At 36.9% G+C, this 21,300-nt stretch carries 15 protein-coding genes and 1 pseudogene; 12 read left to right on the top strand and 4 right to left on the bottom strand.

Annotation, left to right across the window (positions count from 1 at the left end):
* The 3 genes from H4J70_RS19555 to H4J70_RS19545 form a co-directional block, all read left to right on the top strand.
* The coding region (locus H4J70_RS19555; RefSeq protein WP_182251751.1) for a DUF2779 domain-containing protein at positions 1 to 1,666 on the top strand (1,666 nt) is incomplete at its 5' end.
* A 71-nt stretch (positions 1,667 to 1,737) separates the two neighbouring features.
* Entirely contained in the window at positions 1,738 to 2,667 is a 930-nt protein-coding gene (locus tag H4J70_RS19550; RefSeq protein WP_182251750.1) for a hypothetical protein, read from the top strand.
* A gap of 124 nt (positions 2,668 to 2,791) precedes the next feature.
* Complete coding sequence (locus H4J70_RS19545) at positions 2,792 to 4,258, top strand: hypothetical protein (RefSeq protein ID WP_182251749.1); 1,467 nt, start codon at positions 2,792 to 2,794, stop codon at positions 4,256 to 4,258.
* Positions 4,259 to 4,633: 375 nt separating this feature from the next.
* Here H4J70_RS19545 and H4J70_RS19540 read toward each other — a convergent pair whose 3' ends face one another.
* The 3 genes from H4J70_RS19540 to H4J70_RS19530 form a co-directional block, all read right to left on the bottom strand.
* The gene (locus tag H4J70_RS19540) at positions 4,634 to 6,925 is read right to left on the bottom strand and encodes an FdhF/YdeP family oxidoreductase (RefSeq protein ID WP_182251748.1); all 2,292 of its coding nucleotides are present in this window, start codon (positions 6,923 to 6,925) and stop codon (positions 4,634 to 4,636) included.
* A gap of 12 nt (positions 6,926 to 6,937) precedes the next feature.
* Positions 6,938 to 7,729: a formate dehydrogenase accessory sulfurtransferase FdhD gene (gene fdhD, locus H4J70_RS19535; RefSeq protein ID WP_182244630.1), complete on the bottom strand. Its 792-nt coding sequence runs from the start codon at positions 7,727 to 7,729 to the stop codon at positions 6,938 to 6,940.
* Positions 7,730 to 8,222: 493 nt separating this feature from the next.
* Positions 8,223 to 8,471, bottom strand: a complete 249-nt coding sequence (locus H4J70_RS19530) for a hypothetical protein (protein WP_182244631.1) — start codon at positions 8,469 to 8,471, stop codon at positions 8,223 to 8,225.
* Positions 8,472 to 9,100: 629 nt separating this feature from the next.
* Between H4J70_RS19530 and H4J70_RS19525 the strand changes: the two genes are divergently transcribed.
* The 9 genes from H4J70_RS19525 to H4J70_RS19485 all read left to right on the top strand — a co-directional run bounded on the left by H4J70_RS19525 (position 9,101) and on the right by H4J70_RS19485 (position 19,959).
* Positions 9,101 to 10,159: a response regulator gene (locus H4J70_RS19525; protein ID WP_182231332.1), complete on the top strand. Its 1,059-nt coding sequence runs from the start codon at positions 9,101 to 9,103 to the stop codon at positions 10,157 to 10,159.
* A 3-nt stretch (positions 10,160 to 10,162) separates the two neighbouring features.
* On the top strand, positions 10,163 to 10,762 hold the full coding sequence (locus H4J70_RS19520; protein WP_182216374.1) for a cysteine hydrolase family protein: 600 nt from the start codon (positions 10,163 to 10,165) through the stop codon (positions 10,760 to 10,762).
* Positions 10,763 to 10,776: 14 nt separating this feature from the next.
* Entirely contained in the window at positions 10,777 to 13,599 is a 2,823-nt protein-coding gene (locus H4J70_RS19515) for a PAS domain-containing protein (protein WP_182251747.1), read from the top strand.
* Positions 13,600 to 13,839: 240 nt separating this feature from the next.
* Positions 13,840 to 15,807, top strand: coding sequence for a pilus assembly protein N-terminal domain-containing protein (locus H4J70_RS19510; protein WP_182251746.1), 1,968 nt, complete (start codon positions 13,840 to 13,842; stop codon positions 15,805 to 15,807).
* The gene (locus tag H4J70_RS19505) at positions 15,804 to 16,673 is read left to right on the top strand and encodes a M48 family metallopeptidase (RefSeq protein WP_182251745.1); all 870 of its coding nucleotides are present in this window, start codon (positions 15,804 to 15,806) and stop codon (positions 16,671 to 16,673) included. Before H4J70_RS19510 ends, H4J70_RS19505 begins: the two co-directional genes overlap by 4 nt.
* A gap of 585 nt (positions 16,674 to 17,258) precedes the next feature.
* Positions 17,259 to 17,645 (top strand): hypothetical protein, encoded by a 387-nt coding sequence (locus tag H4J70_RS19500; RefSeq protein ID WP_182216380.1) that lies wholly within the window; start codon positions 17,259 to 17,261, stop codon positions 17,643 to 17,645.
* 73 nt (positions 17,646 to 17,718) lie between these two features.
* A complete protein-coding gene (locus H4J70_RS19495; protein WP_182251744.1) occupies positions 17,719 to 18,480 on the top strand; it encodes an SAF domain-containing protein in 762 nt (253 codons plus the stop codon).
* A 690-nt stretch (positions 18,481 to 19,170) separates the two neighbouring features.
* On the top strand, positions 19,171 to 19,560 hold the full coding sequence (locus H4J70_RS19490) for a hypothetical protein (RefSeq protein WP_182216384.1): 390 nt from the start codon (positions 19,171 to 19,173) through the stop codon (positions 19,558 to 19,560).
* 69 nt (positions 19,561 to 19,629) lie between these two features.
* Positions 19,630 to 19,959 (top strand): SAF domain-containing protein, encoded by a 330-nt coding sequence (locus H4J70_RS19485; RefSeq protein WP_182216386.1) that lies wholly within the window; start codon positions 19,630 to 19,632, stop codon positions 19,957 to 19,959.
* On the opposite strand, the pseudogene H4J70_RS19480 reads toward H4J70_RS19485, so the two are convergent.
* Positions 19,952 to 20,736 (bottom strand): annotated as a pseudogene (locus tag H4J70_RS19480) (transposase). The gene H4J70_RS19485 and the pseudogene H4J70_RS19480 overlap by 8 nt on opposite strands.
* Positions 20,737 to 21,300: the final 564 nt, after the last annotated feature.

The following is a 21,300-nucleotide window of genomic DNA, read 5'->3' as shown; positions in this document are numbered from 1 at the left end:
AGTGAAAGCAAAATCTTATTCAGTAAAAGACAATGGTGACTTTCATAATAAAAAAGGTGACAAGCTTGATTCAAAATGGAAGCCGTACATTTTTGATGTTGCTTTTCAAAAACATGTTTTAAAAATTGCCTTTCCAAAATCGACTGTCAGTAGCTACTTAATGCTAGTAGATAAAATGGCAACTTGTGCAACTGATGGTCTTAATCAAAAATTTGTTTTAGCTAAAGATGAGCAAAATCGGAAAGGGGTGTCAGTATCGTCAAGTCTTACCAAAGAAGACTTATCAAATAAATTATTAGTTAAAGTTAATGTTGATAAAGCAGTGCAACTTGCATACGACACAGAATTAACCACAGGAATGCCAGCCCATTCATTCAAAGAGAACATTACGGCACTTGCTAAGTTTTACCAAGAAGACCAGAAAATAGCACCTGTTATCAAAAAGAAGTGTAAAACGTGTGAGTTTCAATGCTCAAAGGCTGATGAGATGGATGGTAAGTTAAGTGGTTTTAAAGCTTGTTGGAAAGAACAGTTACATTGGTCTGACACCGATTTTAACGACAAAACGGTACTTGATATTTGGAACTATAGAGGGGCAGATAAGTGTATAGAACAGGGTGTTATTAAACTTGTTGATGTTGAGCCAGAACATATCGGTGAAGTAGAAAATAAAAACACTATGCTAACACCTAAAGAGCGCCAATGGCTGCAAGTAGAAAAAGAGAAAAATAAAGATACCAGTATCTATTTTGACAGCGACAGTATGCGTAACGTGATGGCTAGTTGGACTTATCCGTTACACTTTATTGATTTTGAAACCAGTGCCGTAGCAATACCTTTTTACAAAGGTATGAGTCCATACGAGGGCATAGCATTTCAATTTTCGCATCATATAGCTCATGCTGATGGACGAGTTGAACATGCAGGTGAATTTTTAAATACCGCAAAAGGGGAGTTTCCTAACTTTGAATTTGTTCGTGCATTAAAGGCGCAACTTGAAAATGATCAGGGCACTATATTCATGTACTCACCCCATGAGAACTCATACTTGAACATGATTTATAGACAATTGAATAATTCAAATGAGTTAGACAAAGACGAGCTTTGTGAATTTATCAAAACCATTACGCGATCAACCAATAGCAGTAAAGAAAATTGGCGTGGTGAACGTTGCATGGTGGATATGCTTGAACTTGTTAAGAAATACTATTATGACCCCGCAACGAATGGCTCAAATTCGATTAAGTATGTATTACCCGCCATTTTAAATAGCTCAAAGTATTTGCAAGAGAAATACAGCAAGCCCATATACGGCAGTCATGACGGTGCTGATGGTGGTAATGTAGATGGCATTAATGCTATTAACAGCTTGAACTTTAAAGAAAAAGTTTGGATTGAATTTGATGAGCAAGGTAAAGTAAAAGACCCATATAAACATTTGCCGAAAATGTTTGCTGATATTTCAGACCATGATGTTGAACTGCTATCAGAGGGTAAAGAATTAAATAATGGCGGCTTAGCGCTAACCGCTTATGCAAGGTTACAGTTTACTCACATGAGTGACTATGAACGTGAAGAACTACAAAAGGCGCTGTTGTGCTACTGCGAGACTGATACTATGGCAATGGTATTTTTATATGAAGCTTGGCGAGAAATGAATAACTGATAAAAACAAGACACTTAATGCCCCGTATAAAAGTTATGATTTCATTCATCAATAGTAAAGCAAGGAATATTATGAAGCAGTGTATAGACGTTCTTATTGAATACTTTAAAGTTGAATTGCCTCTACTCGAGAGTAGTTACAACTGGAAAATACCGAAAATTGAAGGCTTCCATCTTATTGATGAGAAAGGCTACTCCCCTAATGTACAACTTAAAAAATATTTAAGTACTAAATGGGCAAAAGCGAATATTGAAGAACAGTACAATCTTTCAAAAGTTGTAGTCTCTGATTGGGGAGGGGTGAAAGGGAATAAAGCTTCAACTTTAGCTGCATATGTACATGAACTTAGGAAAGGAACCCCTAAGTTGCCATTAAAAGGAATTGCAAGTTACTCTAAAATCTTTTCAATTGCAGATATGGAAAAGTACGCTATTTATGATGCAAGAGTTGCAGTCTGTTTGAACGCAATTCAATGGAACGAAGGCTTACAAAGAGGAATTGCATTTAACTATATTGCAGGTAGAAATAATATTACAGGCCACCAAACAAACAAAATAGGTTTTGCACACAGAAATGAGTTCTTAACTGTTAATTTAGTCAATAATGGTTGGGAAAGCGTAATGAAAAATGAGACATATCAGGTCTATTTAGATGTTTTAAATGAATGTTTAAAAAAATTACCCGATCATAAATTATATGATTTAGAAATGGTCTTATTTGCAAATGCAGAGAAAGAATGTGTCAAAGCAATTAATTCATTGCCAAATAATGATGAATTTGACTACAAACCAAATAAAGTAGGTTCAGAGTATATGCACGATGCTTCACATAAAATAACTAAAAAATCTAAAGCTGAAAAAGTTTTTGATGAAAACCCTAACAAAACAAGACCAGAAATTTTAGCTTTATTTAAAAGTGAAGCTGGTCTTACTGATGCGGGTGCATCTACTTATTATCAAATGATAAGAAGCAATAGGGCAACTGAAATGGAATGTAATTAATCAGTTACTTTGTAGGTAGTTACAAACTAACTACAATAAATACATGAGTTGCTCACTTGTTCCTATTCTGCGATCTGTAATTTGAAGATCATTAATTTTTAAATACAAAAAAGGATAAATTTGTATGTTTTTTAAAAAAAGTAAATTTGTTATTTCTTTAGCCATGACGGCTACCCTTGCTGGTTGTGGCGGTGGTGGTTCTGATGCTGCACCTGCACCTGATAAACCTGACCCTATAGTAGTTAATACGATTTCTCTTACGGGTAAAGTTATTGATGGGTACGTGTCAGGTGCTACGGTTTGGTTGGATTTAGATGGTGATAGTAAGTTTGATAAGCAAACTGAGCCGTCAGTAGTTTCAACTGAATCAGGTAATTACAGTTTTGAATTCACTGAAGAACAAGCTTCTTGTGTACCTTACTCTACCATGTATGTCGATGTGCCTGTTGGTGCTATAGATGAAGATTTAGGCGAGGTTACTGAGGCATATCAGATGTCTTTTCCTCCATCTATAGAGCCTTTATCAGATGATGATATTCGTAATATATCGCCATTAACGTCTGTTATTTGGGGGCAATTACGACGTCAATTAAAAGGGAGTGGCAAGGGAAACTTAACTTGTGATGAACTTAAAGCTGATACTGATTTACGTCTTGAGCTTAAGCAAGAAATTGAAGATGTAATACTAAATCTGATTGCTCATTACAATTTATCGGCTGATCAAATTTATTCAGATTTTATTGCGAATAATGACAGTGCCGCTTATGGCAAAGCTCAGTCTATTGTTACGGGCTTAAAAGCTGCTTATAAACATAAAAAAGCCTTGGAAAAAGAATATCCAACTGCTGCCGAAATTCGAGTTGTTATCTATCAAGACAAAGATAAAGATGAAGAGTACAACTTTACTGATGCTTGGTATCGCGATGAAATTATTTATATGGGCACTGAAGACTTTATTGAGTTTGTGAAGCTTAAAGATACAGGGTCATTAAAAAAAGTTGATGTTGTTTTAGCTAAATTTCATGAAGTGGGAATTAGCTGGGGCGACCAGTCACTCAAAGGTTGGCTAAGTATTCGAGAAGATGTATATATCAATGCAGACCAAACATATCGCTGTGGCAATATTGAGCGTGTTAGCTTTGAAAAAGAGGGAATTCACTATGAGCTTGGGAATTCAATACCCACAGTCACTTTCCCAACACTTGAAGAGTGTATAAATACCAGTTTAGAAAACCCTTATGAGCGTAACTTTAACTTACGTTACTCTGAAACTGATTATGAGTATGGTGCAGAGTTCTATTTCAGAGACATGAATGCTGACTTTCAAACTTTATCTAATTGGGTAAATGTTAAAGAGAAGGTTGCAGATCTTGAGCCAGCAGATTTCTTTACTGCTTTTGATGCAATGCCTTATCGATTTGATGATGAAGTTGCAGTTGATGTTAGTTACTGGCGTAAAAGCAAGGCAACAGGTAATGTAGTGATACATAAAAATGATGAAGGAAAGTGGCGTAAAGAAACGAAGCAAGAGGACGGCACAACTGTTTATGAATGTAGTGTTGACGGCGTTAACTGGGGAGACTGTCCTTAATCGCTTTTTTATTTAGGTGGCTTTAATTAAATACCAGCTTCATGCTGGTATTGTTATTTTTGGCTATGATATACCTCAATGCTCAATGGCTTTCTAAATATTACGCCACTACATAGGGTATTTAAAAAGGTAAAGTTGTTTAGCAATATAGATATAAATTTAATAATAAGCCTATTCGCTTAACATTAGGATATTACCCTAGCATGTCATTGAGTGAGGTACGAAGTAAAGTACACCACTTAAAGGTTTGTTACTCGGCTACACCAGTCTCGCCTCGTAGTTTTAATTAAGTTATATAACTTTAACTCTGTCGGTTACTAATCAAGAAGCATACTTTATCGTTCTTGCTAGGTAACCGATATATCTAGCTAAGACCTATTGTTGGTAATCCATTTTTTCAATAGATATTGGTATTGATTTATATGTTGGGGTACCGCATTCGTCAGCGATACTTTCTAACGGCACTAAGGGATTTGTTTCTGGATAATAGGCAGCCACACAGCCTGGTGGGATAAGGTATTCAACAATTTTGAAATTAGAGAGCGAACGTTCTATGCCATCGTTTGATACCGTTGTTATTTTGACATAATCTCCATTTTTTAATGCCTGTTTATCTATATCTTTTGCACTCATAAAGATGATGTTACGTTCACCATATACACCACGGTAACGATCATCCATTCCATAAATAGTGGTGTTGTATTGATCGTGTGAACGCAGTGTTTGCAACGTTAGTACCGGCTTTTTAGTCATTAACTGTGCACGCTCATGTACTAATTGGTCTGGTAATCTAGCATCACTAAAAATGGCTTTTTTTATTGGAGTACGCCAATGACGTTGCGCTGCTGAATTTTCTAGGTGGAAACCTCTACCTGCTTTTATTCGGGTGTTATAGTCATCAAAACCGGGTATAACAGCACTTATTTCTTCACGAATTAACCCGTAATTACCGGCCAGCGTATTCCAATCGACTATTTTATCGCCTACTGATGCCATGGCTATTGCAGCAACAATAGCTGTTTCTGAACGAAGAGTGTTAGCTGCTGGTTCATTTTGACCCGTTGAACTGTGTACCATGCTCATTGAGTCTTCCACCGTAATACACTGTTCGCCGCTAGATTGACGATCTATTTCTGTACGGCCCAAGCACGGGAGAATTAGCGCACGTTTACCTGTTATTACATGGCTTCGATTTAATTTAGTACTGATTTGTACGGTTAAGTCACACTTTCTTAAGGCCTTGTGAGTACGCGTTGTATCAGGTGTTGCCGCAGAAAAATTGCCACCCAAGGCAATAAATACCTTAGCTTTACCCTCAAGCATGGCATGAATAGACTCAACGGTATTAAAACCATTATCACGAGGAACATTAAAAGAGTAACGATTCTCTAGTGCATCAAGAAAGTCCATTGACGGATTTTCATTGATCCCCATAGTACGATTACCTTGCACATTTGAATGACCGCGTACCGGACATGCCCCAGCCCCTGCTTTGCCAATATTACCCCTGAGCATTAGTACGTTCAATAACTCTTGTACTGTAGCGACAGAGTGGCGGTGTTGGGTAATCCCCATCGCCCAAGTGAAAATAACCTTATTACTGCTGGTATATATTGTTGCTATTTGTTCAATATTTTCTCGAGTCAAACTACATTGTTTGAGAATTTTGTCCCATTCGCTTGCCGCGACACTTTGTTGATATGCTTCAAAACCATGACAATGTTTATTGATAAAGTCGATATCGAGTACTGATTTATCATGCTCAAATCTTTCAAATAAACATTTAGCGACGCCACGTAATAACGCCATGTCTCCGCCTAAGCGAGGGGTGAAATAATATTGACTGATGGTAGTGCCCGTTAAGAAGATCATTTCTTTTGGGCTTTGTGGGTCTGAAAACTTTTGCAATCCACGTTCTTTTAAATTGTTAACAGAGACAATTTTAGCTCCGCGTTTACTTGCCTCACGCAAGGTTCCCAACATACGAGGATGATTAGTGCCTGGGTTTTGGCCGAAGACAAAAATGGCGTCAGCTTTAGAAAAGTCGTCCATAGTCACCGTACCTTTACCTGTACCTAGACTATTTGTCATGCCTATGCCGGAGGCTTCATGACACATATTAGAGCAGTCAGGAAAGTTATTTGTGCCTAATACTCGACCAAATAACTGATATAAGTAGGCCACTTCATTACTCGCTCGACCAGAAGTATACAATAATGCTTCATTGGGGGAGGAAAGTTGCTGCAGGCTAGTGCCAATGATTTTAAAAGCTTCTTGCCAATCAATTGGCTGGTAGTGATCACTTATTCCATCGTAATACATTGGTTGGGTTAAACGGCCACTTTTCTCCAGTGAATGATCATCCCATTGTTGTAATTCTGTTATTGAATACTGTTTGAAAAAATTGCTATCAACACGTTTACTGGTGGCTTCCCATGCAATGGCTTTAACGCCATTTTCACAGAAGTCTACTTTCCCGGCAGTGGTAGAATCACCCCATGCACAACCAGGACAATCAAAACCACCTGGTTGATTTGCTTTGAGTAATGCTTTAACGCTTTTCGCGGCATTTTCACTTTGAATTAAGTGTTTAGCTGAGCTTCTTAGTGCTCCCCAACCACCAGCAGGTGAAGAATAGGCAGGATTGTTTTTTGATGACTTAGACATATAAATCCTTTATTAGGCGTAACGTTTTAGTTGCCCATGTTGGAAGCAAAATAAGGCTATTTGAGATTTGCGAGCTGAATTAACAGCTAAGTCAGTCGGCTGTGCTAGCGTGACTAACGTTGTCAGAGATAAGCGAGCAGCCTTGGCAATTAAATCATGACTGCAGCGGCTTGTTATCAAAGCAAAACCATCATGAGTCAGTAATTTTTTATGCGACAAACAACCTAGCAATTTATCTAACGCTGAATGACGACCCACATCCTCTCGAAAGGCGATCATTTTAGCAGATAAATCAAAAAATGCAGCGCAATGATTTCCTCGGATACTCCCCGATTTTTTTAAAATACTAGGTAAGGCATCTCTTGCTTGAATAATAATTTTCTCAGAGGGTAATTGAAACGATTTTACCTCTTTTTGATGAGGCTGATTTAATGACATAGCAGCTTCAATAGAGTCTAGACCACAAAGGCCACAGCCACTTGGCCCAGCCATCGTTCTGCGTCGTTGCTTCAATCGATGCTGAACTCGTGCTAAAACCAGAATATCAACTTGCCATCCAGAGATATGTGAATGAACAATGATATCTAAAACTTCGTTAACCGAATGAATTAAGCCTTCGCTTAAACTAAAACCAAGTGCAAAGTCTTTTAAATGCTCAGGAGATGCCATCATTACCGCTTGGCTAATGCCATTAATACTAATTGCAATAGCTGCCTCAGTAAGCTGCGCTTGATGCAACTCTTTCTGAGGAAGTTCAGCAATTTTTTTAGTGCAGTTAAGATGCTCTATAATAACATTCTCCAAAGTGTTTTTATCTTAAAATAGTGGCGCTTTGCCATACTATCGACAAAGCCATTCTATTATACAATAGGACCGTAAGGTTTTTAATTACCTCCAGCATATTTTCTCGAACACTCAGTGTTTTAAACCATTACACTTAAATCTATAGTATTAATTTCTCTACAGACATCATCATCAATTTCAATACCATATTCAACAGTAAATTCTTTGTATTTTAATGTACCCAATCGTACTTAAATGTATGGGAGAGTTACTTTAGTGATCTAATTAAGTAGTTGATATAAAAATTTATAATTTTTTTTGACGTCCATCTTTGGGGGCATTAGGGGGGTAGAATTTGAGTCTCTCTATCTGCACCAAATACAGGTTCAATAAGAACCAATGAAAACTGAAAGCTCCAAGTTATATAGGGTTTTCAGTTTTTTATATCCAAAATGATTTGATAATATACTTTACACTGTCATTTTATTTTTAATGTGCTTAGTGCCAAACACGACTATTGGATACCTTCCAATTCTGGATTAACAATGACTACTGTGCTTTGACTTTCTTGAACAGTTTTTTTAATACCATCAAAGGCATATTGCTCGCTTATTTCTATTGCTTCAGCCACATCTAGTAGCTCTTGAACAAGAGCATCACGGATCACAACTAATCCAATGATTGAACCAATAAATATAATTGTTGCCAAAAATACCATTTCAGCGGTAACTGCAAAACCTGCCTGCTTTCTAATATTAATCATAGTAATTCACCCCTGAATTGATATTCTTTGTTAGCTATGGATTGTGAATATTACAAAGCATTATTTATGCCAGATAATATATCAAGAATTATTAAGGTGAAGTGTTAATAATTCTTGATAGCTTTGACAGGTGTCACTTATATACTTTTTTCTTTTATTATCGAGTAAATATTTGTCAAATATGTATTTTATTAAAGTATTGTGTGACTGGTTATTAGCTTTTTTCATAAAGTATAGCTAATAGTTAGAGTCTGTGTGTTTGATGTTAATCGATATTTGTACAGTCGACAAAGATACTGGAGGAGCTAATAACTGTGAATTAAATCTCAATACTTATATTTTGCTTAAACGAGCGTCTTATTTTCTCTAGAACAAAAAATTGATGAATTTTTTGAAGTTGTTATTACACTATTCGGAAAACTTAGTATGGGTAATTTAATATATTACTTTTAGCAATTTGGTTTTTATTCTGATTTGCAATTTGCAACTCAAATTGACTTTTATGATTATATCTAAAATCAATAATTTTTAACTATTGATTTTAAACGTTAAATAATAGGCTTTATAATGGAACGTTAATTGCTTTGATTAAGGATAATATCGTTTTTTCATTAAAGGTGAACATCATTTTGGAAAATTCAAGAATTGATATATTAGAATTGGTTCAATGTGTAGGAGCTATGTTGATAGCTCAAATGGGGCGACCCGTTTGTTGTCGATTGCTAAACCAAACCAGTTTTAGTCGAGCTATGGTTGACCTTGATGCAAATAAACTGACAAAACAGCTTGCAGAAGACATTCAACAGGCTATAGATAGTGTCGAATATGGTGTCACTATAAAATTCAGTGTTGTTGATGATCACATGCATTTTGATTTTTACTGTGATGACCAAAGTGAAAAATATTTTAGCACTATAATTTCTGGTAAACCTAAACTAGAAGAAAGCCTGCCAGAGCTGATTGGTGAGCCAATTAAAGTCCGTATTCAATCAGACGACAGATCATTACAACATTGTTTTCGTTCGTTTGAACAAGGCCTTAATATTGAATGTATAGCGCAATCATCAAATGAAACAGCTGATTCACCTTGCCATATCGAAATTAAAGATTGTCGAGCTACGTCTGACGTTTATGCTAACTTGACTAAAACAAATAGTCATTCAACGATTGTATTGCGTACTATGCAACAATTGCAGGAGCGTGAGCGTACGGACGAGATTTCACTATATTGGCCATTTTTTGATAGTGATTTACATAACCTTTTGGGTGACATTAAGCATTTACGTAAACTTAGAGTTTTTGTTGCAGACGATAGTCAACCCAGTAAAATGACGACAATAATCATGCTAGAACATCTAGGTTGTATTCTTACTGGTGCAGATGATGGTATTGAAGCGTTGGAGTTGACCAGCAAACAGCCATTTGACCTTATATTTTTAGATGAACGGATGCCCGGTTTACTTGGTAGTGATGTTGCAAGCCAGTTACGTGATGGTAATGGCGTAAATGCTAATACGCCGAAAATTTCGCTGACAGGGATCACCGACAGAGATTCTGTTGCTGAGTTATATAGAAAAGGTATTACTCATCATATTGAAAAGCCTATTACAAAGTTAGTGTTAGAAAATTTTTTACAACAATATCGTAAAATTCAACTTGCACAAGTAAATGAAACTATTGGAGTTTAAAAGATGAATAATTTATCCCATACCGCACTAGTTTTGATAGGTTATCAAAATGATTATTTTTCACCACAAGGTATTTTATATAGTGTGATTGAAGAATCATCAAGAGTGACGGGAGTACTTGAAAATACGCTTACGTTACTTAGTGAGTATGGGCGTGATTTTGGGATGGTGATCAACACGCCCATTCATTTTACCGCTGACTACAATGAGCTAGCAAATCCTATAGGTATTCTTAAAGTCATCAAAGATGTTGGAGCCTTCAAAGAAAATACGTTTGGAGCAGAAGTTATTCCTCAACTGTCTAAATTTGATGATTTTGTTACTATAATTCCAGGTAAGCGAGGATTGAATGCATTTTCTAATACAGATTTAGCGAAGTTACTTCATGATAAAGGTATTACCGATATCGTGTTTGCAGGCACAGTTACTTCCATCTGTATCGATTCCACTGCGCGTTCCGCAATAGATTTGGGCTTTAACGTAACAGTTCTGGATGATTGTACCTCTAGTCGAACACCTTTTGAACAGAACTTTTATTGCACCGAAGTTTTTCCTTTATATGCCAATGTTTGTCACTGGTCACAATTAGCTTCAACTAAATAGCATAGGATGTCAGCGTGGATAACAGCAAAGAGCTCCAAGTACAAATCCAATATGCCCTAATTGAGAAGCTATCAAAAAGCCAGCAAGCTCACGCTAAATTACTGTCGTTGTTAGATGAATGTATATTTGAATGCGATAATAACTTTACGCTGACCTATTTAAACTCAGCCTGGAATAGGCAATTAGGGTATACCGATAACGAATTATTGGGTTGTGCTTTACCAACTTACTTGCATGAAAAAAGTAAAGAATCTTTCTGTAATAACATGGCTGAAACAGCATGTGAAAAAAGTGATCCTAAGCGAGTTGAGGTTTTACTTAGAGATAAATCTGGTGAATACCGATGGTTTGAAATGCGTATGGTTAGAAACGCTGAAGAGGGGTTTATAGGATCTTTGTTCGATATTCAAGCTCATAAAGATATGGAAACCCGCTTACGCTTTAAAGAAGAAGCACGAAAATTATCTTTGGTTGCAAGTCACACCAACAACTTGGTGATTATAACAAATGAATGTGGTGAAGTTGAATGGGTTAATCGCAGCTTTGAAAAACTATCTGGGTACTCTTTTGAGGAAATTAAAGGCCAGCGACCAGGAAAGTTACTACAAGGGCCAATGACTGATCAGAACGTTGTTACAGTTATGTCTGAAGCCATTAAAAATAAGGAGAATTTTAACGTCGAAATTATCAATTATAATCGCGATGGTGAGCCTTATTGGATCGCAATGGATGCATCACCAGTAAAAAGTAAAAATGGTCAAGTTAGCCACTATATTGCGGTCCAATCTGATATTACCCAACGAGTAAAAGCTGAACAGTTGGCATCTGCTGCTGAATACAGTTATCGATTAGTAGTCGATAATATTAGTGAAGTTGTTCTGCGCCTTCAACCAGACGGACGCATTGCTTTTATGAATCATGCATGGAGTGATTTAATCAAGTTGCCTGAAAGTCAATGTATGGGTAAAGAGATCACTGAATTTGTTAGTGGTGTTAACCAACCAATTGTTATTAAGGCTTTGAACCAATTTGCCAATGGCGTGCACAACACATGCAGATTAGAATTACAGATGAGATGTGCTGGCGGTTCCCATACTTGGGCAGAAATGAGTATGACGCCAATTGTTGATCAAAATGGTGCCTTAATTGCTATTGCCGCTACGCTTGTTGATGTTGATGAGCGTGTAGCAGCAGCATATGCATTAAAAGAGGCCAAGCAGCATGCTGAAACCCTTGCTGTTGCAAAAAGTCGTTTTCTGGCTAATATAAGCCATGAAATTCGCACCCCACTAAATGCCATGATTGGCTCAAGTGAAATATTACAAGATACTGGGCTTAATCAAGAACAACAACGCTTTGCTGATATGATCCAATCGAGTGGAAGTGCATTATTAAGTATTCTTGACGACGTGTTAACCTATTCACGTTTTGAAGCTAATGCAGTCACACTTGAGCATCGAAAATTCGACTTAGGTATTTGTATAGATGAAGCTATTGATATTTTGTCTGACAGCGCGGTTAAGAAAAAGCTGAAACTGATTTTGTGTATTGATGCTAATGTACCAATGAACGTCATAGGTGATAATGTTAGACTTCGCCAAATTTTAATTAATCTTCTGGCCAATGCTATTAAGTTTACGAGTATTGGAGAAATTAACATTCATGTAGCATACAAACCCACAGAAAATAACCAAGGTGTTCTTTCAATCAAGGTTATTGATACGGGTATTGGCATTGCTGAAGAAAAAATGTCTCAGTTATTTGAACCTTTTATGCAATCTGACGTGTCTACCACTCGTCAGTTTGGCGGTAGTGGTTTAGGTTTGGCCATCTGTCATCAAATTTGTGAAGCTGCAGGAGGAACAATTAGAGTCAATTCTAAATTAGATAAAGGTAGTACTTTTTGTATTGAAATTCCAATTGAGATTGATATTTCTGTTCCACAAAATCAATTACCTTTACTACCAGATAACCGCAACAATATTGTTTGGTTAATTGGGAATGATAATAATCTAAACGATGCAATTAAGCAGATATTCAAACGTTACAAAGTAACATATAAAGTGTTTAGGTCCACCTCAGAATTACCTGATCCTTCTATTGGGTTAGCTGACTTTTTGGTAGTGACTGAGCCGGCTCAAAGCGATAGTTGTAGGAAGTATTTAAAGCCTTACTTCAGCGATGGCTCCACACCTTGTTTGATAATATTGGATCTGCTGGGCAGTGGTAAATTCACTCATTGGCACAGTAAAAATGAATTACTGGTTAATGGCCCGATCAAAGTTTCTCACATTAGTAGGATTTTGGAGCAGTTGCATGAGATGTTAGGGAAGGCTAGTATCAAGTTATATGACGCACTCAGCGTTAATAAGAGTGATATTAATTTTGATAATGCGACTATTTTAGTTGTGGAAGATAACCAACAAAATCAAATTATTATAGAACAATTTTTAATATCTTGCGGATGTCAGGTGCTAATCGCTAACCAAGGCGTTGAAGCGTTACGCATGTTGAAAAATTCTGAAATTGATTTAGTGCTCATGGATATCCAAATGCCGGTAATGGACGGTCTAACCACGACTACTCATATACGCTCAAGCGATGAGCACTTTAAGCATGTACCTATTATTGCGGTGACTGCTGACGCAGTCTATGGTGACAAAGAGCGTTATATGAAAGCTGGTATGAATGATTTCTTGCCTAAACCTGTTATTCGCAAAGAATTACATCGCTTGTTAATTAAATACTTACCTGAACATAAAAAGCAAAAAAATAATGAAACTAAAGTTCAACGATTGTTAAAAATGCGCACACTTGTTGCAAAATGCCTCTTATAATCTACATATTTGCAAAACGCAATTCAATATAAGAATGTTCAATTTCATTTTCCATGTAGATAAATTCCTTTCTGATAATAAATTTTAAATATAATTTATAACCTACTGTTTTATAATAATTAAATCTAAATCCTTGAACTAATCTCCAACTTGGTCTAAATGTTGCGATATAGCTAGTAACCGCCGTATCAACAAACACCATAAGTATGTAGCTGCGGACGAATGTAACAGGAGAGCATTATGAAATTTTTTAAATTAGTTTTGATTAATTATATTTGGTTATTAGCTTTATTCTCAACGGTATGTGCAGCTGATGGCCTGAAATTTGTAGAGACCGCAGACAGTAAAAAGTCCAAAGAAACTAGGGAACTAGTGCAGTGGACACACAGTCGATTAGTCTTCAATAAACCGCTTGAGCGAATTGCTGTTGGGCAAGAAGAAACTTTACAAGTAGAAGTACTGAGTAAAAATGAAGCTTTAGCATTGGCCAAAAAAGTGGGCCGAACTAGTGTTATGGTTTGGTATACTGATAATACATCAGAAACTTTTCTATTTACTGTTACTTCAGATTTAAGTGTATTACATCACGCCATTAAAGATATTCATCCTAACATCTCGTTGACACTAGCTCCTGATCGTAATGCGCTAGTGTTACGTGGAAAAGTACCTACTATTAAATACCGAATAGCAGCTGAAGCGGCGGCCCGTAACTATTTCGAAGCAGGTCAAGGAGACAATGATAATGTTTTGCTGCAGTCATCGGCAATTGCATCATTGGTTAATAATTTGCGTATGCAGGACAAAGATGTTCAGCATACGCTAAAAAGAAAGACTAAATCAGCCGCTATTATAAACTTAATCAAGGTTGAAATATTACCTGAAGATATTGTTACTCGGGTGAAAAATAATATTAACTTAGTGGGGGGCGAGTCTGTCACTGTAACACGTGTTCAGCATGGAGATGTTCCTAATGCTAATCAAGACACTTTATTACTAAAAGGTTATGTAGATAACCAAGTTGAATTAGTTAGAGTACTTACTGTTGCATCTAGACTCGTGACCGGAGAAGAAAGTAAAAAATCTAAAGAAGCCATTATTACGATTCTAGCGAACGAGTCAGGTGGGCTGTTTACGAGTAATAGCAAGAAAAGCTCAGCTGGCCCGGCAGGACTTGGTATTAGTGGTTCGTCTGGATCCAGCGGAAGTTCAGATAATAACCTTGCTTCAAATATTGGCCGCGCGAAATTATTGTCCATTGCTGGAGGTAAATTATTATCGGTGATTGAAGTACGAGATTTACCGCTAATTCGCGTCTCGGTTCAAATGTACGAAGTTAACCATCGTCGCTTGAAACAGTGGCGTCCAGATTTTTCAGTACTTAGTAAGGGCTATGATAAAACGAGTGGTAATTTTGGCTTAGCAGGAGCTAGCCCTAATGAATCATCATCGACAAAAGTTAATAATGCCTTGCAGGTGTTAGGTGGCGGGCTAGTAAATAATTTGCAAGTAGCAGGTAAAGATTTTGCCTTTGATTTATTGTTTTCAATGTTAGAAGAGGAAGGAATATCTAAAACCTTATCTCGTCCTACTTTAACTGTATTAGCTGGTGAATCAGCTGTATTTTCAGCAGGTGGTGAAGTGCCTGTACCAACTGCATTTGCACCAAGTGGCATTGTAAGTGGTGATAAAGTTGGGGCGAATACTTCTGGTGTTTTTAGTGGGACAACATTTAAATCATTCGGCGTTCAGTTACAGGTTCGCGCTATGGTCGACGAACATGACCGTATTACTTTGGACTTAAACCCGACAATTTCTACACCTGATACGCTTCTAACTCAGGAAATTTCGAGTAGTACAGGTAGCGGATTAAATACCTCAGCGTTTAATGTTAGAAGTATTAGCACATCAACACGTTTGCGTGATGGACAACCTATGGTTATTGGAGGGCTGGTCAGTCGTGACATTAACAATAATCGAGACTTTATACCTGGTGCGAGTCGCGTGCCGGTACTTGGAAAATTAGCAGAGTCAACTTCCGATTCAGATACAGAACGTGAGCTATTTATCATTGTTACACCTACCATCGTTCGTGAGATGAAGCATGAAGTCAACTTATGGCAGTTCCCTTCAACTGAGTTTCTACTACAAAAATCGGTTTTTAATGTCAACCAGGCATTCAATGCCTCAGAAAAGGAGACAGTAAAATGAATATTAAAAAATTATTTTCAATTTGTATGATATTCAGTGGTTTATTTATCACTGGCTGTGCGAACAAGAGTACAAGTAACCAAGTTTATGCGCCCAATGAGCAGTTAGATGAGCTTTTAACTAGGTATGTAAAAATAAAAGTACCTAAGCCTAAGTGTCAAACTCGAACGCAACAATTAATAAAGTGTCGAATGACATCATTTAACCGCGAAGAAATGTGTTTGAATAACCTCGCAAGCAACTCTAATTGTAAAAAAGCGAAAGATCATAATTTAATCGATGTTAAAGCGTTAATGATTAATCTTAACTGTCATGATAATAGCAAACCGATAGTTGATTGTTTTCGATTTGCATCTGAATTGAACGCCTTGTATCTGAAATATCCAAATCATAAGCGAATTATGATGACTAGTGCATTAGTGGAATTTGAAATTGGTAACACTAATACAAGCCAGCAGTTATTAGATTTGATTTTGTCTAAGCGTGGTGCATTTCCTGAAGCGGCTATTTTGCGCAGTAGAATAGCAATGGAAGAAGGGAACTTGACTTTAGCCAGAACAATAGTCAAACGACAGTTGAGTGTAACACCCTATAATCCGCACCTTTATGAACTTCAAGCGGCATACTATTATCTCGAAGGAAAATATACTAAAGCATTACAAGCTATAACATCAGCCGAACGCTTTATGGAAAGTGATTGGCGTATTAATTACCACAGAGGCATAATTTATGAAGCGCAGCAGCAGTGGTATAAAGCTTGTAAGGAGTATACCGGTGTACTAAGAGAACAGCCAGATAACCAGATGATGAGTGCAAAAATACTGTTACTAAGAGAACATATTGGTTGTTTTGTTAATCCAGCTTAGCATTTGAAATTGGTGGTAACCCCCTAATACTACCACTTATTAAATAAGCCCAAACCGTTTATTAAGCGCTTGGGTTTTTTATTTTTTAGCGCACAGTCATCACAATAATTGTCGATAAATTTCAAGTTATTCATACTAATTTCATAAAATTTTTCTCATGTGAACTGGTTAAGATAGACCAGCCAACCAATGCTGCACGCGTGAATGTGAGTACTTAAGTTCTGTCTGGAACTAAAGGCTCAATCACCGTAAATCGTGAGAGATCATTCTAGCTCATAATCTTGATTTATTTTTTCTTCATACATCAAGATCAAAACTTCATGGTATTTATTCATTAAATTTGCTTTGCAAATTGCGAATCAATTTGTCACTTCAGCTTTAGATAGTGATCCTCTTGGTATTGTAAACTTAAATAGTCTGAATGTGGTCTTTGCTCAACATGTTGTTTAATAAGGAGTTATCAAGGTGTTGTTATTTGGTTTTTACATTTACTTACAAGCTGGCACAGCAATCGCAATAGTCTATGTAAGCTCAAATTAATTGGGCTTATAAACGACTAATTTTATAACCTTAGAGGTAAACACTATGAAAGCGATTAAAAACAATACACCGAGTAAAAAGAAGCAAGGCGGATTTGTAATGACTTCAGAGTTGTTGTTGTTATCTACTACGATAGTCATTGGTCTTGTGGTTGGTTTAAGTACGATGCGTGATGCTGTAACGGCTGAAATGGAAGATGTTGCAGAAGCTATTGGTTCACTCGACCAGAGCTACGCTTTTGATGGTATGAAAAATGGTGAGGGTACTGCTGAAATCAGTGGTTCAGGTTTCATCGATGCAGTAGATGCTAACGCTGGTGACGGTCAGAAGTTCGAATTTATAAATACTGACTTTTCTGAATCAGCTAATGATATAAGTGGCACTGCAAGCACCGCCGCGGCTTCTGCTAACAATGTTGGTAGCTTGAATTAATCCGTGGCTCAAAGGGCAGGATAAGTATTTCGCTCCTGTCCTAGTTTTTCTAATCTGATTAATGAGGTGACATATGAAAGCTAAATTAACCGGTAGTGCTACAGGTGCCATGATCCTTTTTGCGGCATCGGGTATGCTAGCTTCAGTGCTAGGACTGCGTCAATTTGACAAGCTGACAACTGAGCCGGCGTGGATAGTAAGTAGCAATCTACAGTTAGGTCAAGTGATCACTTCAGGACTGCTTAAACAAGTACGTATTGATCTGGATAACCTTGTAGGGACGATTCAAAACCCCCGTCGATTGATGGGCCAAACATTAAAAGTTAATAAGAGTGCGGGTAGTACAATTTCCCCGAGTGACTTAAAGGTCAAAGAAAAAAAATCTTTATCTCATGCTATTCCACCAGGTCGGGTGTTATACACCCTAGAGCATATTCAAAAAGGTATGCCTTACGAACAGTTAAGTGATGGTGATCGTTTTGATGTGGTTGTAAGAGCTCGAAATGGTGTACGTACGGTTGCACGAGATGTGCAGCTCATTGGTATCAACCATCCTGCAGCCCGAAAGGCTGATAATAGTGGTCTGAAAAATATGTTGATGCCTAAAGGTAAACAAGCAGGTAATCAACCCGGTTTGTCGTTGGTTGTTGCCGTAAGACCATCGGATGTGTATCCCTTAACCAGTATTAGAGCAAGCGACGCTGTAGCGATGATTTTCCACAGTGCACATGATATGGCAAAAGGCACTCAATATAGTATTGATCCTAAACAACGTTTTCGTAATGTTGAAATGGTAGCAGGTGTGCACCGCACAAGAGTGCAGGTTATTAATTAACAAAACTTGTAGTAACAATAATATTTCTACTCTCTCCTGAGTAATTTTCCGGTTTAGTCTTACATTGATTGAATCGGATTTTTTTTTAATACTAGTACACCTTTTTATATTTAATCGTTATACCCATTTCATAAATTATTGCTCACAGGGAAGTGAGTACTTAGGTTTTGTTTGGAACCAAAAACCTGTGCTCACAGGGAAGTGAGTACTTAGGTTTTGTTTGGAACCAAAAACCTGTGCTCACAGGGAAGTGAGTACTTAGGTTTTGTTTGGAACCAAAAACCTGTGCTCACAGGGAAGTGAGTACTTAGATTTTGTTTCGATCTAAAAAGGCTATTTGCACATCCCTAACAGGTACTTATTGACCCATCGAAACTTCTTATCTGGATCTACAGCATTACCATAAGTGAAATTTATAAATCATTTTTGATAGAGGTAACTCGTTATAATTTGATTTGTATTTTGCAAATCAAATTACTTATTGCGGTAATCTTCGTAAATATGCATGACTAAATGTTTTTGTTACTTCCTACTTACTACACTGTTTTTTATTGGTTTTTTATGTTTCTTGTGTGATTTTATTGTTTTTTTTTATATTTGGCACAGCAATGGCAATAACCTTAATAGGCTCATTAAATTAATAACAAATGATGAGCCGATATCTTTTTAACACTACCAGAGGTAAACACTATGAAAGCTAATATCAATAAAAAGAACATGAAGAAAAAGCAAGGCGGTTTTGTGATGACGTCAGAATTATTGTTGTTGTCTACGACTATCGTTATTGGTTTAACCGTAGGGTTAACAACAATGCGTGATTCTGTAACTGCTGAAATGGAAGATGTCGCTGAAGCGATTGGTTCACTTGATCAAAGTTATGCCTATGACGGTATGAAAAACGGTGAAGGTACTGCTGAAATCAGTGGTTCAGGATTTATCGATGCCATAGACACTAACGCTGGTGATGGAGTGAAATTTGAATTTATCGCGAGTGATTTTTCTGAAACAGCCAGTTCTATTAGTAGTAGCGCTAGTAGTGGTGCTAATTCTGCTGCCAATGTTGGTAGTTTGATAAACTAAAATACTTAAATAGTAGGGTCAGTCACCTGACTGGCTCTTTTATCTTTAAATTAATGAATGAGGTGATGTATGAAATACAAATTAAATACACCTTTTGCCTGGAGCGTATTCGCATTCGTTACTTTAATATCCATAGCATATTTTTTACTACCATTAAATCATTTGTTCACAGTTTCAGCTTGGGTAACTAAAGTAAATATCTCAGCAGGTCAATTGATTACGTCAGATTTGCTAGTTAAAACTAGAGTTTCTACTAATAATATCTATGGTTCAGTTCAGAACCCTGATGCACTCGTTGGTAAAATGTTAGTGGTGAATAAAGAGGCAAGCAGTACAATTTATTGGCATGAGTTGGCTGTATCCTGTAACAGATTTTGTGTAACTTCCAGTTTTAAATAAAGTCCTTTAAACGGTCTTCGAATTCAATCATAAATCGATTCAAGGCCGTTTTCCCGTTTCTTATTGACATTGTCCATTTCTTGGATGCCGCATCTATTGCAAGATTAACTACTTTTTTCGCTGAGTCATCAGAGGGAAATCGTTTGCGAATGTCTTGAGGGTATTTATCATCCCAGCGTACGCAGAAGTTATCGAGTTCAAGTAATACCTCTTCTTCTGTCACTGATTGATATATTCGCTTTACATCACCCGTTATTGCTTTGTAATTCCCCCAGGGTGGATACTTCATCGAATTTCTTACCATATGAACAATACAGAGCTGAACTTGTGCCGGAGGAAATACGGTATTAATCGCTTCAGCAAAGCCTTTAAGACCATCAACAGATACCTAATAACTCTTTTTACCTTTAATGTTAACACCTAAGGCCAGGTAAACCTCTTTATTGATAACCTGTTTATCTTGTCTGATTTTAACCACTAAACAGTCAAGATAAACAATAGGGCAGACTGAATCTAGAGGTTGATCTTGCCACTCAGTGACTTGTTCTATTACGGCATTAGTGACAAGAGATATAACGTGGGTGAAATATCTGCGCCATACATTTCTTTGAACATTTTAACGATTTCTCTCGTCGTCATACCTTTGGCATAAAGATACAAGATTTTATCGTTCATCGACGTAAATCGCGTTTGATTCTTTTTAACCAATAAAGGCTCGAAACTACCTTCTTTATCACGTGGTGTTTCAAGTTCTACTTGGCCGTCTTCAGTGCGAATGGGCTTCGAATAGTAGCCGTTGCGGCTATTTTTGTGTTGATTTTCTCATGAAGTGCATAACCAAGATGCTCTTCAATCTCTGCGTTTAAAAAGGCTTCAACGGTTATCTTGGCTGCTTGCTTAGCAAATACCCTAGTTCTTTCTTATTCATAGTCTGCCAATCCTAACCCCTTTTGGGGTACTAATGATAGGCAGTTACACAGATTTTGCTACAGGGGCGTTGGTTGGTTCAAACACTAGTATTTATTAACTTTTTATTGCCATAAAATATTGCTAACAAAATGATAATTATTGCTTAACTGTTAATTTATTTTTTGATAACTACTAATTTTTAGCTATACAATGCGCCACATATAGACCCTTTAACTCCGTTTTCTAAGTTACTTCCACAATAAAAAGTTAGTTTTCTTCTCGTTTCTATTACGAAACAAGCGATACATCTCCATTTTAAACAAAGCTGTCGGTTTAGAATCAATAATCATAAATTTTAAAATTATATGAGTCTGACTCTTTAAGCGTATGGGCATTCATTTTTAATAGGCTATATTTTTCGCAAAAAAAAGA

It is taken from the genome of Colwellia sp. BRX8-9, from assembly GCF_014077245.1.
Taxonomy (GTDB): domain Bacteria; phylum Pseudomonadota; class Gammaproteobacteria; order Enterobacterales; family Alteromonadaceae; genus Colwellia_A.
Note: the sequence above shows the minus strand (reverse complement) of the source record. Positions and strands in the feature narration are given on the sequence as shown.

Bases quoted from the DNA above. Each gene is read 5' to 3' on its own strand.
- H4J70_RS19550 (WP_182251750.1), top strand. From the start codon at position 1,738: ATGAAGCAGTGTATAGACGTTCTTATTGAATACTTTAAAGTTGAATTG.
- H4J70_RS19545 (WP_182251749.1), top strand. From the start codon at position 2,792: ATGTTTTTTAAAAAAAGTAAATTTGTTATTTCTTTAGCCATGACGGCT.
- H4J70_RS19540 (WP_182251748.1), bottom strand. From the start codon at position 6,925: ATGTCTAAGTCATCAAAAAACAATCCTGCCTATTCTTCACCTGCTGGT.
- H4J70_RS19530 (WP_182244631.1), bottom strand. From the start codon at position 8,471: ATGATTAATATTAGAAAGCAGGCAGGTTTTGCAGTTACCGCTGAAATG.
- H4J70_RS19520 (WP_182216374.1), top strand. From the start codon at position 10,163: ATGAATAATTTATCCCATACCGCACTAGTTTTGATAGGTTATCAAAAT.
- H4J70_RS19510 (WP_182251746.1), top strand. From the start codon at position 13,840: ATGAAATTTTTTAAATTAGTTTTGATTAATTATATTTGGTTATTAGCT.
- H4J70_RS19505 (WP_182251745.1), top strand. From the start codon at position 15,804: ATGAATATTAAAAAATTATTTTCAATTTGTATGATATTCAGTGGTTTA.
- H4J70_RS19500 (WP_182216380.1), top strand. From the start codon at position 17,259: ATGAAAGCGATTAAAAACAATACACCGAGTAAAAAGAAGCAAGGCGGA.
- H4J70_RS19495 (WP_182251744.1), top strand. From the start codon at position 17,719: ATGAAAGCTAAATTAACCGGTAGTGCTACAGGTGCCATGATCCTTTTT.
- H4J70_RS19490 (WP_182216384.1), top strand. From the start codon at position 19,171: ATGAAAGCTAATATCAATAAAAAGAACATGAAGAAAAAGCAAGGCGGT.
- H4J70_RS19485 (WP_182216386.1), top strand. From the start codon at position 19,630: ATGAAATACAAATTAAATACACCTTTTGCCTGGAGCGTATTCGCATTC.